Annotated in this window: 15 protein-coding genes; 8 read left to right on the top strand and 7 right to left on the bottom strand. The window is 73.0% G+C overall.

Annotation, left to right across the window (positions count from 1 at the left end):
- Positions 1-46: 46 nt before the first annotated feature.
- Positions 47-745, bottom strand: a complete 699-nt coding sequence (locus OG899_RS08580) for an O-methyltransferase (RefSeq protein WP_125496663.1) — start codon at positions 743-745, stop codon at positions 47-49.
- Between the two features lie 245 nt (positions 746-990).
- Between OG899_RS08580 and sigE the strand changes: the two genes are divergently transcribed.
- The 4 genes from sigE to OG899_RS08560 all read left to right on the top strand — a co-directional run bounded on the left by sigE (position 991) and on the right by OG899_RS08560 (position 4,418).
- Positions 991-1,692: an RNA polymerase sigma factor SigE gene (gene sigE / locus OG899_RS08575; RefSeq protein WP_125496664.1), complete on the top strand. Its 702-nt coding sequence runs from the start codon at positions 991-993 to the stop codon at positions 1,690-1,692.
- Complete coding sequence (locus OG899_RS08570; protein WP_168131598.1) at positions 1,689-2,714, top strand: anti-sigma factor; 1,026 nt, start codon at positions 1,689-1,691, stop codon at positions 2,712-2,714. The genes sigE and OG899_RS08570 overlap by 4 nt, the downstream gene beginning before the upstream one ends.
- A gap of 375 nt (positions 2,715-3,089) precedes the next feature.
- Positions 3,090-3,533, top strand: a complete 444-nt coding sequence (locus OG899_RS08565; protein WP_125496644.1) for a sec-independent translocase — start codon at positions 3,090-3,092, stop codon at positions 3,531-3,533.
- Positions 3,534-3,746: 213 nt separating this feature from the next.
- The gene (locus OG899_RS08560; protein ID WP_168131597.1) at positions 3,747-4,418 is read left to right on the top strand and encodes a hypothetical protein; all 672 of its coding nucleotides are present in this window, start codon (positions 3,747-3,749) and stop codon (positions 4,416-4,418) included.
- Between the two features lie 240 nt (positions 4,419-4,658).
- Here OG899_RS08560 and OG899_RS08555 read toward each other — a convergent pair whose 3' ends face one another.
- The 3 genes from OG899_RS08555 to OG899_RS08545 are packed head-to-tail and all read right to left on the bottom strand — an operon-like array spanning position 4,659 to position 7,722.
- Positions 4,659-5,792 carry an Mrp/NBP35 family ATP-binding protein gene (locus tag OG899_RS08555; RefSeq protein ID WP_168131596.1) on the bottom strand — a complete coding sequence of 378 codons (1,134 nt, stop codon included), beginning with the start codon at positions 5,790-5,792 and terminating at the stop codon, positions 4,659-4,661.
- 42 nt (positions 5,793-5,834) lie between these two features.
- A complete protein-coding gene (locus OG899_RS08550) occupies positions 5,835-6,449 on the bottom strand; it encodes a DUF1003 domain-containing protein (protein ID WP_125496647.1) in 615 nt (204 codons plus the stop codon).
- A gap of 1 nt (position 6,450) precedes the next feature.
- The gene (locus tag OG899_RS08545) at positions 6,451-7,722 is read right to left on the bottom strand and encodes a magnesium transporter MgtE N-terminal domain-containing protein (RefSeq protein ID WP_125496648.1); all 1,272 of its coding nucleotides are present in this window, start codon (positions 7,720-7,722) and stop codon (positions 6,451-6,453) included.
- 318 nt (positions 7,723-8,040) lie between these two features.
- Between OG899_RS08545 and OG899_RS08540 the strand changes: the two genes are divergently transcribed.
- Complete coding sequence (locus tag OG899_RS08540) at positions 8,041-8,799, top strand: hypothetical protein (protein WP_168131595.1); 759 nt, start codon at positions 8,041-8,043, stop codon at positions 8,797-8,799.
- Between the two features lie 28 nt (positions 8,800-8,827).
- Here OG899_RS08540 and OG899_RS08535 read toward each other — a convergent pair whose 3' ends face one another.
- Both OG899_RS08535 and OG899_RS08530 read right to left on the bottom strand, forming a co-directional pair.
- Complete coding sequence (locus OG899_RS08535) at positions 8,828-9,343, bottom strand: hypothetical protein (protein ID WP_125496650.1); 516 nt, start codon at positions 9,341-9,343, stop codon at positions 8,828-8,830.
- Between the two features lie 22 nt (positions 9,344-9,365).
- On the bottom strand, positions 9,366-10,481 hold the full coding sequence (locus OG899_RS08530) for a magnesium and cobalt transport protein CorA (RefSeq protein ID WP_406310974.1): 1,116 nt from the start codon (positions 10,479-10,481) through the stop codon (positions 9,366-9,368).
- Positions 10,482-11,048: 567 nt separating this feature from the next.
- On the opposite strand from OG899_RS08530, the gene OG899_RS08525 reads away from it, so the two are divergent.
- Positions 11,049-11,645 (top strand): suppressor of fused domain protein, encoded by a 597-nt coding sequence (locus OG899_RS08525; protein ID WP_406310973.1) that lies wholly within the window; start codon positions 11,049-11,051, stop codon positions 11,643-11,645.
- An 82-nt stretch (positions 11,646-11,727) separates the two neighbouring features.
- Here OG899_RS08525 and OG899_RS08520 read toward each other — a convergent pair whose 3' ends face one another.
- Positions 11,728-12,957: an MFS transporter gene (locus OG899_RS08520; protein ID WP_125496653.1), complete on the bottom strand. Its 1,230-nt coding sequence runs from the start codon at positions 12,955-12,957 to the stop codon at positions 11,728-11,730.
- A gap of 193 nt (positions 12,958-13,150) precedes the next feature.
- Here OG899_RS08520 and OG899_RS08515 point away from each other — a divergent pair, with 193 nt between their 5' ends.
- Entirely contained in the window at positions 13,151-13,792 is a 642-nt protein-coding gene (locus tag OG899_RS08515; protein WP_125496654.1) for a DUF6758 family protein, read from the top strand.
- A gap of 136 nt (positions 13,793-13,928) precedes the next feature.
- Positions 13,929-14,786, top strand: coding sequence for a PHP domain-containing protein (locus tag OG899_RS08510; RefSeq protein WP_125496655.1), 858 nt, complete (start codon positions 13,929-13,931; stop codon positions 14,784-14,786).
- Positions 14,787-15,143 lie beyond the last annotated feature (357 nt).

Here is a 15,143-nt window from a genome sequence, read left to right as displayed (position 1 = left end):
AGACCGGTGCCCCGTGCGGCGACCCGACGCGGCCGGTGTGCGGCCGTCAGCGCCTCACCGCGCACAGCAGACCGTCGCCCACCGGCAGCAGCGACGGCATCACCTCGTCGCTCTCCCGCACAATGCGCAGCAGCTCCCGCAGCCGCAGCACCTCCGTGGGCTGGGGGCCGGAGCCCACCGTCCGCCCGTTCGCGAAGACCCCCGCGAAGACCACCAGACCGCCCGGCCTGAGCAGGCGCAGCGACTCCGTGAGGTACTCCGGGAACTCCAGCCGGTCCCCGTCGCAGAACACCAGGTCGTAGCCCGCGTCCGCGAGCCGGGGCAGCACGTCCAGCGCCGGTCCGGGAATGAATCGGGCACGGTTGCCGGCGAAGCCCGCGGCGCGGAACGCCTGGCGGGCGGACTGCTGGTGCTCCGGCTCGGTGTCCACGGTGGTCAGCACGCCGTCCGGACGCATGCCGTGCAGCAGATGGATGCCGGAGACCCCGGTGCCGGTCCCGATCTCCGCGACCGCCTTGGCGTCGACGGCGGCGGCGAGCAGGCGCAGCGTGGCCCCCGCACTGGGTGATACCGAGCGCAGGCCCGCCTCGCGGGCTCGGTCGCGGGCCCAGCGCAGTGCCTCGTCCTCGGCGGCATAGGCGTCGGCGAACGCCCAGCTCGCCTGCCGGTTGCCGGTAATGACCCTCTCCTGTCCCCGTGTGTGCCTGGGCGTGACTGTATCCGCTGGGACCGGGAACCCCCAGATGGGACCGGTCGTTTCCAGGGTGGGACAGGCGGCCGCAGAGGGCCGGTGTGAGCCTGTGGAAGCGCAGAGGGGACGGACATGATGCCCGGGCGACGGACGCGGCGCACGAGCCGCACCCTTGCGTGTCAAATTCTCGTAAAACCGCTTATCCGGAGCTAACGGACGAGGTGGCTATGGTAGGGGCTCCACTGGACATCACCGGAGCCGACAGGGGAGGTGCGGCCGTGCCTGTGGATCGGGGAGGAGTGCTGCGGCGCTTTCTCGGATCGGCGGGCAGGCCGAAATCCGTGAACGACACCGCTGCTGACGCGAGCCACGCCGAGCGCCCCGCCCAGACCGCGACCTTCACCACCGACGCGGACGGGCAGGCGTGGACTCCGCCCACCTGGGAGGAGATCGTCAGCACCCACAGCGGCCGGGTCTACCGGCTGGCCTACCGCCTCACCGGCAACCAGCACGACGCCGAGGACCTCACCCAGGAGGTCTTCGTCCGCGTCTTCCGCTCCCTGTCGACCTACACCCCGGGCACCTTCGAGGGCTGGCTGCACCGCATCACCACCAACCTCTTCCTGGACATGGTCCGCCGCAAGCAGCGCATCCGCTTCGACGCGCTCGGCGAGGACGCGGCCGAGCGGCTGGCCAGCCGGGAACCCACCCCGCAGCAGCTGTTCAACGACGCCCACTTCGACGCCGACATCCAGCAGGCCCTGGACACCCTGGCGCCCGAGTTCCGCGCGGCGGTCGTGCTGTGCGACATCGAGGGCCTGTCCTACGAGGAGATCGCCGCCACCCTGGGCGTCAAGCTCGGCACCGTCCGCTCCCGCATCCACCGCGGCCGCTCCCAGCTGCGCAAGGCCCTGGCGCACCGCTCGCCCGAGGCCCGCGCCCAGCGGCGCCGCTTCGTGCCGCGCGTTCCCGCACTGGGGGGAGGGGGCGCGACCGCGTGAGTGGATCACGATCGGAGCCCGCCGCGCGGCGGCTCGCGGAGCAGCATCTGGGAGACCGCCTGTCCGCCCTGGTGGACGGCGAGCTGGGGCCCGACGCGCGGGAACGCGTGCTCGCGCACGTGGCCACCTGTCCGAAGTGCAAGGCGGAGGTGGACGCCCAGCGCCGGCTGAAGAGCGTCTTCGCCCAGGCGGCCCCGCCGCCGCCCTCCGAGAGCCTCCTGGCCCGCCTCAACGGGCTGGCCTGGGCGGGCGACCCCGGCAGCGGCGGCGGACCGCTGGGCGGAGGAGGACTGCGCAGCCCGTTCCCCGGGCCGTCCGGACGGCTCGGGGACGACGGAGTGTTCGGGGGCGGACGCGGTGAGCGGTTCGCGTTCGGCGTCCTCCCGGCCCGTCCGCATCCGGCCGAGCCCGAGCCGGAACCCTCCTCCGGGTTCCGTGTCCACCCCGTGGCCCGGCCCGATGCGGAGCGCTCCTCCTCGCGCGGCCTGCGGATGGCGTTCGTCGCCGCCGGTGCGGTGTCGCTGGCCGCGATCGCCCTGGGCGGGGTGACCGGCAGCACCGCGGGCGGCACGGCCGTGGAGGCCCGCGGCGGCTCGGGCTCCGGCAGCAATGTCACGCCGGCCAGCCCGGCCGGGACGGCCGCCGCGACGACCCAGGAGACGACACGGCGCCGCCCGCTCGACGGGGCGTCCACGGCGGCACAGGGACGGGTCTTCGCCCCCGAGGCGCAGACGACCGCGCCCACCGCACAGTCCGCCCCGCTGCTCCCGGGCATCCCCCAGCCGGCCGGTGAGCGCTCCCAGGAGGCGATACAGCCCCTCGCCGCGCCGTCCCTCCCGGCGGCCGATGCCGGGGCCCTGTCGTCGCAGATACGCCCGCTGCTGATGCGGCCGCCGTTCGGCCTGGCCGCGTGGTCGGGGGACCCGCGGTTGACGGCACCCGGACTGCTCGCGGCGCCCCAGCTCCCCACGTCCGCCGCCCCCTCGCCCACCACGTCGCCCGGCTCCACGGCGACCCGCTGACCGGCGCCGGGCCGCCCGCCCGCGTGCACGGCCGGCGCATCCGGCGTCACCCGCCGCGGAGGCGTTCCCGAGCGCCCGCGGACACGTCCCCGTGCACCCGCGCGGTGACCCTCGTCGCCCCTGGGCGGTGCCGGTCCGTGACTGACGCCGACGTCACACGCTCCTCGCGCACGGCGGGCCGAACGGCCCAACGTGCGGTGTCCGGCAGGCGAACGGGCGGCGAACCTCGTCGGGCACCGGCACTCCGACCCTGCGGGACAGTACCGGGGGGACACCCGGGCCGGGTACCGTGGACCCGGCCCGGACCATGGAAAGATCCCGCACCCACCGGACCACCGGAGGCCCGAGGACCACGGACATCGCAAGGAGCTTCAGGTGTTCAACGACATAGGACTGCCCGAGCTGGCGGCGATCATCGTCCTGGGCTTGCTCGTGTTCGGTCCGGACAAGCTCCCGAAGGTCGTCCAGGACGTGATGCGCACGATCCGGAAGATCCGTGAGTTCTCGGAGAGCGCCAAGCAGGACATCCGCCGGGAGCTGGGCCCGGAGTTCAAGGACTTCGAGTTCGAGGACCTCAACCCGAAGACGTTCATCCGCAAGCAGCTGGAGAACGACGACCTGGGGCTGAAGGAGATCCGCAGCGGCTTCGACCTGAAGAAGGAGATGGCCGAGGTCGCGGACGCGGTGCACGGCGTGGACACCGGCCCCGACACGTCCGGCTCGTCCTCCTCGGCGTCCGGCGGCCGGGTCGAGCTGACCAAGAGGCCGGCGAGCCCCGCCCGCGACGACCACCCGCCCTTCGACGCCGACGCCACCTGAGGCGCACGGCCTGACCCGTCCGGGGCCCGCGTCACCCGGTGGGATGCGCCACCGGGGGCGTACGCGGCCCGTCCGGCGCCCCATGTACCGGGCGTATGCCCGAATGCCCGAGGCGGGCTCGATATGCTGCCGAGTTGTTGTGCGGACCGCGTCAATGCGCCCGAGGGGGGCGGGTGGCCGCGGTCCGGCGAGAGCGAGGAGGCGTCCGGGCAGATGGAGACGACACAGAGGGCGGTCGCGCAGGCACCGGCCGCGGAGGAGGACGGCTCACGTCCCTCCGGTCGGCGTGCGCTCGACGACTACCTGCTGGCGCCCTTCCCCTGGTACGGCCTGGACGCGGCCTTCACCGGCCCGCGCAGGCTGATGCAGGTTGGCGTCTCCGCCGACGGAACCGTCGAGCACGGGTCGCTGGGGCACGGCGACGAGCCCACGGTGCGCAACGAGTTCGTCTCCGGCTCCCCGGAGGAGCCCAGGGACAAGTTCGCGGTCGTCGTCACCGTCGCCGCCCATCCCGAGCGCCGGCTGTCCGACGGCACCGGCCAGCTGGAGGCCACTTCCGTCTCCTCGGCGGCCTGGCTGGCCGGGGTGGGGCTGCTGTCGTTCAGCTGGCCGCTGCAGATGGACCACGCCCTGCGCGACGACTGGCTGGAGCAGCAGACCGAGACCGCGTGGGTGCTCGCCGACGACCTGTCCGGGCCGGAATGGACGACGCTCACCCTGCCCGTGGACGGGGTCCCGTCCTCCTTCCACTACCGTGAGTCCGAGTTCGGCTGGGTGCTCGCCGGGACCACTTCGCGAGGCGTGCACCTGGGGGCGTACGGGCGGGGCATGAGCGCCTACGGCCTCGGCTTCGCCGTGGTCGAGGACCTCACCGCGTACAGCTGATCCGCCGCCGGGGCCCGGCCCCGCGTGAGCTGCCCCCGGGGTCCGGTCCGGCGTGAGCTGCCCCCGGGGTCCGGTCCGGCGTGAGCTGCCCCCGGGGTCCGGCCCGGCGTGAGCTGCCCCCGGGGTCCGGCCCCGGGTGAGTGCCGCCGGGGTCCGGCCCCGCGCCGGTGCACGGCGAAGGGCGCCGCCCCGGTGCGGGGACGACGCCCTTGCGCACGCCCTGTGCGGGCCGCAGGGAGGCTAGAACTTGTTCTTCGGGGTGATGCCCAGGGACATCCCGGCCAGGCCCCGCTGACGGCCGCCGAGCTTGCCCGCGATCGCGCGCAGCGCCGCACCCGCCGGCGAGTCCGGGTCGCTCAGCACCACCGGCTTGCCCTCGTCGCCGCCCTCGCGCAGCCGCACGTCGATCGGGATGGAGCCGAGCACCGGCACCGAGGTGCCCGTGGTGCGGGTCAGGCCGTCCGCGACGAGCTGCCCGCCGCCGGTGCCGAAGACGTCGACCATCTCGCCGCAGTGCGGGCAGGGCAGGCCGGACATGTTCTCGACCACGCCGACGATCTTCTGGTGGGTCTGCACCGCGATGGAGCCGGCCCGCTCGGCCACCTCGGCCGCCGCCTGCTGCGGGGTCGTCACGACCAGGATCTCGGCGTTCGGGATCAGCTGGGCCACGGAGATCGCGATGTCGCCGGTGCCGGGCGGCAGGTCCAGCAGCAGCACGTCCAGGTCGCCCCAGTACACGTCGGCGAGGAACTGCTGCAGCGCCCGGTGGAGCATCGGGCCGCGCCAGACGACCGGTGCGTTGCCCGGGGTGAACATGCCGATGGAGATGACCTTCACGCCGTGGGCCGACGGCGGCATGATCATGTTCTCGACCTGGGTGGGGCGGCCGTCCGCGCCGAGCATGCGGGGCACGCTGTGGCCGTAGATGTCGGCGTCCACGACACCGACCTTCAGGCCGTCGGCGGCCATCGCCGCCGCCAGGTTCACCGTCACCGAGGACTTGCCGACGCCGCCCTTGCCGGAGGCGACCGCGTAGACCCGGGTGAGGTTGCCGGGCTTGGCGAAGGGCACCTCGCGCTCGGCCTGACCGCCGCGCAGGGCCGCCGCCAGCTCCCGGCGCTGCTCGTCGCTCATCACGTCCAGCGAGACGTCGACCCGGGTGACCCCCTCGACGCGGGAGACGGCCTCGCGCACGCGCTCGGTGATCGTCTCGCGCATCGGGCAGCCGGAGACCGTCAGGTACACGGTGACCGCGACGGCGCCGTCGGCGCCGATCCGCACCTCTTTGACCATCCCGAGTTCGGTGATGGGGCGGTTGATCTCGGGGTCGTTCACCGTCGCCAGTGCTTCGCGCACCGCGTCTTCCGTAGCCATACCGTCGATGGTACGGCCCGGGGCCGCGCCGCCGGGACCCGGTCAGCGGTCGTCCCGGTCACGCCCGCGGGGGTGTTCTGCCCCGATGGTCCCGAATGCCTCCGGCCGGTGCTGCCCGTCGCCGTCCGCGCGCTGTTCCTCCAGGATCTTGACGAGATCCTGCAGCTCGGAGCGGATCCAGTCGCGGGTGGCCACCTCGCCCAGGCCCATGCGCAGCGCGGCGATCTCCCGGGTCAGGTACTCGGTGTCGGCGATGGACCGCTCGTTCTGCTTGCGGTCCTGCTCGAGGTTGACCCGGTCCCGGTCGTCCTGCCGGTTCTGCGCCAGCAGGATCAGCGGGGCGGCGTAGGAGGCCTGCAGGGACAGCGCCAGCGTGAGGAAGATGAACGGATACTCGTCGAAGCGCAGGTGCTCGGGCGCGGCCACGTTCCACACCACCCACACCAGGATGACCACCGTCATCCACACCAGGAAGCGCCCGGTGCCGATGAAGCGGGCGATGCGCTCCGACATCCGGCCGAAGGCGTCCGGGTCCCACTCGGGCAGCAGTCGGCGCCGGGGCGCGCGCGGCTGGTCCAGCCGGCCGCCCCGGGGCCGTCCGGCGGCGGTGGCCCCGGCCGGGTGTCTCTCCCGGGCGGTGTCGCGCTCGGCCGCCATCTCAGGCAGCCCCTTCGTCCAGGTGGTACTCGGTCTCCCGCCAGTCCTCCGGCAGCATGTGGTCCAGCACGTCGTCCACGGTGACGGCGCCCAGCAGCGAGCCGGACTCGTCGACGACGGGCGCGGCCACCATGTCGTAGGTGGCGAAGAACCCGGCGACCACCGGCAGCGCCGCGTCCGGCGCGAGCGGCTGCAGATCGTCGTCCACGAGGGCGCTGACCAGGCTGTAGGGCGGGTCGCGCAGCAGCCGCTGGAAGTGGACGGTGCCCAGATACTTGCCGGTCGGGGTCTCGTCGGGCGGGCGGCAGACGTAGACCTGGGCGGCCAGCGCGGGCGACAGGTCGGGGTTGCGTATCCGGGCGAGCGCGTCGGCGACGGTGGCGTCCGGGCGCAGCACGATCGGCTCGGTGGTCATCAGACCGCCCGCGGTGCGCTCCTCGTACGCCATCAGCCGGCGCATGTCGGCCGCGTCGCCGGGCTTCATCAGGCCCAGCAGCCGCTCGCGTTCCTCCACGGGCAGCTCGCCCAGCAGGTCGGCCGCGTCGTCGGGGTCCATGGCCTCCAGCACGTCGGCGGCGCGTTCGCTCTGCAGCTTGCCGAGGATCTCGATCTGGTCGTCCTCCGGCAGCTCCTCCAGCACATCGGCGAGCCGGTCGTCGTCCAGGGCGGCGGCGACCTCGGCGCGCCGCTTGGCGGACAGGTGGTGCAGCATGTTCGCCAGATCGGCGGCGCGCAGCTGTTCGAAGGTGGCCAGCAGGGTCTCCGCGCCCTGCCCCTGCTCCTCCAGGGACATGCCGGTGATCGCCGACCACTCCACGGTCAGCGTCTCGCCCCGGCCGCGCCGGAACGCGCCGCCCTTGCGGCCCTTGCGGACGAAGACCCGGTCCACCTCCCAGTCCCGGCGGGCGGGCAGCTGCTGCACCGACACGTCCAGCACGGTCACCTCCTCGCCGGTCTCCCGCAGCTTCACCCGCCGGTCCAGCAGGTCGCCGAAGACGAGCCGTTCGGTGGGCCGCTGCTCGAAGCGCCGCACGTTGAGCACCCCGGTGGTGATGACCTGACCGGACTCGATACCGATCACCCGGGTCATGGGCAGGAAGATGCGGCGCCGGGTGGGCAGTTCGACGACCAGCCCGAGCAGCCGGGGAGGCCGGTGCCCGACCCGGAGCATGACGACCAGATCCCGTACGCGCCCCACCTGGTCGCCGTTCGGGTCGAAGACGGCGACGCCGGACAGGTGAGAGACGAAGATCCGCGGGGCGCCCGCTGCCATGGCCGCGCCTCCTTTGCCTGCTCCGTGATGCTTCCTGCTCCGTGATGCCGCCTGCATCCGTGATGCGCGAGGCATCGGACGGGTGTGATGCGCCTGTTGTTCCGCTTGCCCGCTCGGACGGGCTTCAGGCTAGTCCGTTCCGTTGTGCCGCGCCCTGGTGAGCGGGGCCGTCCGGACCGGACCCGGGTGCGCGCGGGAAGGTTCCGGGCCACCGGTACGCTGCCGTACGCCGCACCGGGCTGCTCCGTCCCGCCCGACGCACCCCGTTTCCGCGTCGACCGCGTCCGTCCGCCGCACGTCAGAAAGGCAGCGCCACCTGTGACTGCTCTTCCCCCGGGCCGAACCCGCCGGAACGCGCTGAGGGGCACGCTGTGCGCACTGGTCCTCGTCGCCGGTGCGGGGCTCGCGGGATGCGCGGGGCAGGATCCCGACGAGGGCACCAACGGGGTGGGGAAGCTGTCCGCCGGACAGATCCAGCAGCGCACCCGGGCGGCGGCGGACGCGGCCCGCTCGGTGCGGCTGTCGGGGAACGTGGTCACCAAGGGCCGCACCTACAAGCTCGACATGCGGCTGTCGTCCCAGGGCGGCACCGGGTCGGTCACCTCCCAGGGGACGACGTTCGACCTGCTGCGGGTGGACAAGCAGCTGTATTTGAAGGCGGACGCCGCGTTCTGGAGCCGCGCCGACGGCGGCAAGGGCGGAGACCCGGACTCCGGCGCCGCCGCGAAACTCGACGGCAAGTACGTCAAGGTGCCCCAGGACGACCCCTCCTACCAGCGGCTGCGCGGCTTCACCGACAAGGAGGTGCTGCTCGGCGGGCTGCTGACCCTGCACGGCACCCTGGAGAAGGACGGCTACCACGAGGCGTCGGGGACGCGGACCATCCGGATCACCGGCTCCGACGGGTCGGGCGGCACCCTGGACGTGTCCCTCGAGGGCACGCCGTATCCGCTGCGCCTGGTGCGGGCGGGCGACGCGGGCACCCTGACCTTCTCGGAGTGGGACGAGAACGTGTCGCTGACGGAGCCGGACAAGAGCCGGACCGTCGACTACGGCAAGCAGCTGCCCGCGTCCTGACCCGCCGGCCGCCGCGGGCGGCGGCTGCTCAGCCGCGCCGCCTGCGCTTCTTGAACAGCAGCCGGGGCAGTCCGGCCGGGACCGGCTCACGGGTCGTCGCCGGGGTGGGCAGCGGCGCGGCGGCCAGCGAGCCGTCCGGCAGCGGCGCGATCCGCCCGGTCGGCACCAGCCGCAGCACCCGGCACTCACGGGCCCAGCGCTCGGTCATCGCCGCGGCGTCGGGGGCGTTGAGTCGCTTGCCCTTCAGCTCGGCCGCCGTCTCCTGCCACACCTCGGAGTCCGGGGCCGGCTCCTCGACGGTCGCGGCCCAGGTGACCAGCCGGCCGCCCTTGTCCTTGCTGCGCACGGTCACCTCGACGGTGTCCCCGGCGCCCAGGCCGTGCAGCGGCTGCTCGCCGGGCCCGTCGCCGACCAGGCAGACCGCGCCCGCGTGCCAGACGTGCCAGACGGCACGGGCCGGAGCGCCGGGCGCCGCGACCCAGACGAGTCCGGACTTCTTGCTGGCCTCCTCGATGAGGGCCTGGTCGAGCAGCTCGCTGGTCATGGCAGAAGGGTAACGAGGCCGGTCACAGCCAGCCGTTGCGCTTGAGCGTGCGGTGGATGCCCAGACAGATCGCGGCGGTGACGGCCATGACCACCGGGTAGCCGTACTTCCAGTGCAGCTCCGGCATGTGCTCGAAGTTCATGCCGTACACCCCGCACACCATCGTCGGCACGGCGATGATCGCGGCCCAGGCGGTGATCTTGCGCATGTCCTCGTTCTGCGCCACGGAGGCCTGGGCGAGGTTGGCCTGGAGGATGGAGTTGAGCAGCTCGTCGAAGCCCATGACCTGCTCCTGCACCCGGGCCAGGTGGTCGGCCACGTCCCGGAAGTACTTCTGGATGTCCGGGTCGATCAGCCGCATCGGGCGCTCGCTGAGCAGCTGCATGGGCCGCAGCAGCGGCAGCACCGCCCGCCGGAACTCCATCACCTCGCGCTTGAGCTGGTAGATCCGCCCGGCGTCGGTGCCGCGCGGGGTGCCGCCGCGGCCCGGGGAGAACACCTCGGTCTCCACCTCGTCGACGTCGTCCTGCAGTGCGGCGCCGACCGCGATGTAGCCGTCGACGACATGGTCGGCGATGGCGTGCAGCACCGCCGAGGGGCCCTTGCCCAGCAGCTCGGGGTTGTCCTGCAGCCGGCGTCGCAGGGCGCGCAGCGAGCCCTGCCCGCCGTGCCGGACGGTGATGAAGAAGTCCCGTCCGGTGAAGCACATCACCTCGCCGGTCTCGACGACCTCGCTGGTGGCGGTGAGCCGGTCGTGGTCGACGTAGTGGACGGTCTTGAAGACGGTGAACAGGCAGTCGTCGTAACGTTCCAGCTTGGGCCGCTGGTGGGCGCTGACCGCGTCCTCCACGGCCAGCGGGTGCAGTCCGAACTCCGCGGCGATGCCCGCCAGTTCGGACTCGGTGGGCTCGTGCAGACCGATCCACACGAAGCCGCCGTCGCGCCGCACCTGGCGCATCGCCTCCTGCGGCGACAGCGGCCCGTCGGACGGCACGCGCACGCCGTCGCGGTAGACGGCGCAGTCGACGACGGCGGAGGGCGTGGCGGAGTCGCGGGTGGTGTCGTAGAGGCCGGTGTCCTTGCGCTGCGTGGAGCGGGACGGGCGGACCACGGCACGCAGGTCTCGGATCATGGACATGGCAGGGCTCCTTCGCGACGAGCGACGAAGAGGCGCAGCACGGCGGCTGGAACTGCCCGGAATGAGGACGTTCCGTACGGTCTTCCGCCCGCACGGCACACGGGCCGTGAGACCGTCCCTGTCAGGGGCCGGTCACGGCGGAAGGAGGATGTTTCGCACGTCCACAAAGCGGGGAGCACCGCACCGTCGCGGTGTCGGTCTTCGTCGCTGATTCGGATCGGACGGACCAGGTGCGCCGACCGGGTGAGCCGAGAGGGGCGGCCGGTCGGGCCAGGTGCTCTTCCGTGCGACACGCGCCAGGGCGCGCGGGCGAGAGGTGGCGGTCAGCCGGAGCCAGGACAGCCAGCTGCTTCAGCGGCAGGAAGAGCGGGTGCTACTGCACGGTCGACTTCGATCCATGACAGCCCCACCTCCTCCGGCCGGTCCCTCGTGAGGGAGTTCCTTCGGGACGTCGGGAACCGACGCGATGCGTGCGCATGCGGCCCCGAACCACCGGGTAAGACTATCAGTTTCCCGGCGTGTCAAGGCGCCGCTTTGCCCGCTGCTGACGAGTTCTATGCTCGCCGCATGGCTGATGTTCTTCCTCTGGTCGAGGCCCGGTTGTGTACCGCGCTGGGCGAACCGGACGCGCGCGCCGCGGTCACCTTCCTCGGCACGGACCGCATCGAGGTGCTGCGCTTTCGAGGCGAGGACCAGGAAGGACCCCTCGTCCGCTACGCCACCCTCGGCATGTCCGCGCACCCCATGACCGACCCCACGGCACTGGTCGCCGACCCCGTCAAGGGGCCGCGCGCCGAATTGGTGCTGTCGGTGCGTCAGGGGCGTGCCGGCACCGACAAGGTGCTCCGTCCGCTCGCCGTGCTCGCGGCGTCCCCGCAGGTCGAAGGGGTCGTCGTGGCGCCGGGTGCGTCGCTGGACCTGGGGGAGCCGCTGTGGCCGGGGGCCGGCTTCACCTCGGTGCTGGTGGCCGAGCCGGGCGGGCTGGTGGAGGACCTGGAGCTGGACGAGCCGCTGGATCCGGTGCGGTTCCTGCCGCTGCTGCCCATGACGCCGAACGAGGCGGCGTACAAGCGCGTGCACGGGGCGCAGGCCCTGCAGGAACGCTGGCTGACGCACGGCACGGACCTGCGGGATCCGCTGCGCAGGTCCGTGCCGTTGGACTGAGGGCCCGCATCGTTCCCGCCGGCCGGTCGTGACGGATCTCACGGCCGGCCGGCGAGGGTGCGGGCGGTGGGCGACGGTGCGGTCAGTCGGCGAGGGCGGCGGCGCCCTTCTGGGCGGCGTGCGGGGCCGGGGCCGCGTGGGCCTCGTGCCGCAGCACCCGCCGCCGGGCCGCGATCACCAGGGCGCCGACCACCGCGGTGATGCCCGCGACCACGAAGGGCATGTGGATGTCGGTCCACTCCTCGATCTTCGGCGCCAGCCAGGGCGCGGCGGCCGCCGCGAACCAGCGGACGAAGTTGTAGCCGGCGCTGGCCACCGGGCGCGGCGCGTCGGAGACGCCGAGGGCCAGCTCGGTGTAGACGGTGTTGTTCACGCCGATGAACGCGCCGGACAGGATGGTGCAGACGATCGCCGTGGTGTGGTTGCCGTAGCCGAGGATCACCACGTCCGCGGCGAGCAGCACCAGCGAGCCGCCGAGCACCTTCAGCGAGCCGAAGCGCTCCTGCATGCGCGGGGCGACGAGCACCGAGAACACGGCGAGCAGCACACCCCAGGCGAAGAACACCGCACCGGACTTGTACGGCGTCATGTCCAGCACGAACGGGGTGAAGGCCAGCACCGTGAAGAACGTGTAGTTGTAGAAGAACGCCGAGACCGCCGCGGAGGCCAGGCCGCTGTGGCCGAGGGCCTTGAGCGGGTCCAGCAGTGAGGTCTTGCGGGCGGGCTTGGGCTGCTCCTTCAGGAACGCCGCGATGCACAGGAAGCCGACGGCCATCAGGAACGCCGTGCCGAAGAACGGGTAGCGCCAGCTGGCGTTGCCCAGCAGGGCGCCCAGCAGCGGGCCGCAGGCCATGCCCAGGCCCAGCGCGGACTCGTACAGCAGGATGGCCGCCGCGCTGCCGCCGGCCGCCGCGCCGACGATGACCGCGAGCGCGGTGGAGACGAACAGGGCGTTGCCCAGACCCCAGCCGGCCCGGAAGCCGACCAGCTCGCCGACCGAGCCGGAGGTGCCGGACAGGGCCGCGAAGACCACGACGAAGGCGAGGCCGAGCAGCAGGGTCTTGCGGCCGCCGATGCGGCTGGAGACGAACCCGGTCACCAGCATCGCGATCGCGGTGATCAGGAAGTAGGAGGTGAACAGCAGGGAGACCTGGCTGGGGGTGGCGTGCAGTCCCGTGGCGATGGACGGCAGGATCGGGTCGACGAGACCGATGCCCATGAAGGCGACGACGGACGCTCCCGCCGTCGCCCAGACCGCCTTGGGTTGCCGCAGGATGCTGCCCGCTCCCGCGTCGAGAGGGTCGGCGCCCATGCTGTGCTCCAATCCGCGTGCGATGCACCGGCGATGCACCGGAGAAATAGTTGGCTTATACACACACTAAGTTAGATCGGCTAATAAATGCAACACGCATCTAGTTCGGGTGGGCGGGTGCCCCGCCGCCCGTCGCCACCGGACGGGTGATCGTCCTTGACGCGGCGCGGAACGGGTAGGACCGTGGAGCCCTATGAGGGGCGAACCCAGTTGCCCGAAGTGCGGTGGCCGGGTCAGGGCTCCCGGACTCTTCAACGACTCCTGGCAGTGCGATGCGCATGGCACGGTGTATCCGCTGCAGCCCGTGATCCCGCCCAGCGTCGAGGCCCTCAACGTCGTCGTACAGCGCGCACAGGTCCCCGTGTGGATGCCCTGGCCGCTGCCGGTGGGCTGGCTGTTCACGGGCGTGGCCTGCGCCGGCGACGACCGCAGCGGCGGCCGGGCCACCGCGGTGGCCTGCTCCGGCCCGGGACCGCTCGGCGGCATGGGCGAGCTGATCCTGGTCGCCGAGGAACTCGGCGTGGGGCTCGGTGCCCGCTACGCCGGCATCGGGGGCCCCGACCCCGGACCCCGGCTGGACGTGGAGAAACCGCCGGACGCCAAGGTGCTCGCCGGCGGCCGCCCGACCCCGCTGTGGCTCGTCTCCGGCACCCCGGCCGACCGCGCCGTCTTCGCCGGCGAGGCCCTCGGGCTGTGGCTGTGGGCCGTGGTCTGGCCCGAGCAGTCCGGACTGCTGCTCTACGACGAGCTGGTCCTCGCCGACCTGCGGGAGGCGGGCGCCGAGCTGGAACTGGTGCCCTACGGCGCGCTCTCCCCGCGTCTGCTGCACCCCTGAGCGACCGCCGGGGTCGCGGTGGGCGCCGCACGGGCCGTGTAAAGGGCGCAGCCGGGGACCGTCTGTGACAAGGGTGCCGCCACCAGCCGTTATCCTTCAGGGTGTCTCGTCCGACCGTCACTGAAGGAGGCTGCGCGTGCGCATCGATCTGCACACCCACTCCACCGCCTCCGACGGCACGGACACCCCGGCCGAACTGGTGCGCAAGGCCGCCGCTGCCGGACTCGACGTGGTCGCGCTGACCGACCACGACACCACCCGCGGCCACGCGGAGGCCCGCGCCGCGCTGCCCGCCGGGCTCACCCTGGTCCCCGGTGCGGAGCTGTCCTGCCGCCTCGGCGGCGTCAGCATGCACCTGCTGGCCTACCTCTTCGACCCGGAGGAGCCCGCCCTGCTCGCCGAGCGGGAACTGACGCGTGACGACCGGGTGCCGCGCGCCAAGGCCATCGTCGCCAAGCTCAACGACCTGGGCGTCCCGGTCACCTGGGAGCAGGTCGCCCGGATCGCCGGCGACGGCTCGGTCGGCCGCCCGCACATCGCCTCGGCCCTGGTGGAACTGGGCGTCGTCGAGACCGTGAGCGACGCCTTCACCGACCAGTGGCTCGCCGACGGGGGCCGGGCGTACGTCGAGAAGCACGAGACCGACCCCTTCAAGGCCATCCAGCTGGTCAAGAACGCCGGCGGGGTCTGTGTCTTCGCCCACCCGGCCGCCGCCAAGCGCGGCCGCACCGTCCCCGAGTCGGCGATCGCCGAGATGGCCGCCGCCGGCCTCGACGGCATCGAGGTCGACCACATGGACCACGACGCCGACACCCGCGCGCGACTGCGCGGCCTGGCCAAGGACCTGGGGCTGCTGGTCACCGGCTCCAGCGACTACCACGGCAGCCGCAAGACCGTCGCGCTCGGCGGCTGCACCACCGACCCCGAGGTCTACGGGGAGATCACCCGCCGGGCGACCGGCGCGTTCCCGGTCCCCGGCACCGGCGGCGTCTGACCGCTCGCCCGCGGCCCGCACGCTCCACCCGTGGTCCGGTGCCCGTCCGTGCACCCGCAGGTCACCGCAGACCCGGCCGGCCGGACGGCCTGACGACCTCCGGATGACCTGACGACCTGACCGCGCCCGGGACGCCCGCGTCCTCCGTCCGGGCAGGGACGGACGCCACCGGCCGTGCCTCGCGTCCCGGCCGGTGCGCGCCGCGCCTGACGGTCAGGACGGGAGTCCGGCCAGGGGCGGCCGGACGGCTCGGACGACGCCAGGACGGTCCGGGTCGGCCTGTACGGCCGGACGGCGCGCCGCGGACGCTCACACCCTTCCTCACCCTCCCATCCGCACGTTCTCGCAAGGCTGTAC

It is taken from the genome of Streptomyces thermoviolaceus, from assembly GCF_045209695.1.
Classification (GTDB): domain Bacteria; phylum Actinomycetota; class Actinomycetes; order Streptomycetales; family Streptomycetaceae; genus Streptomyces; species Streptomyces thermoviolaceus.
This window is presented reverse-complemented; position numbering and strand designations above follow the sequence as displayed.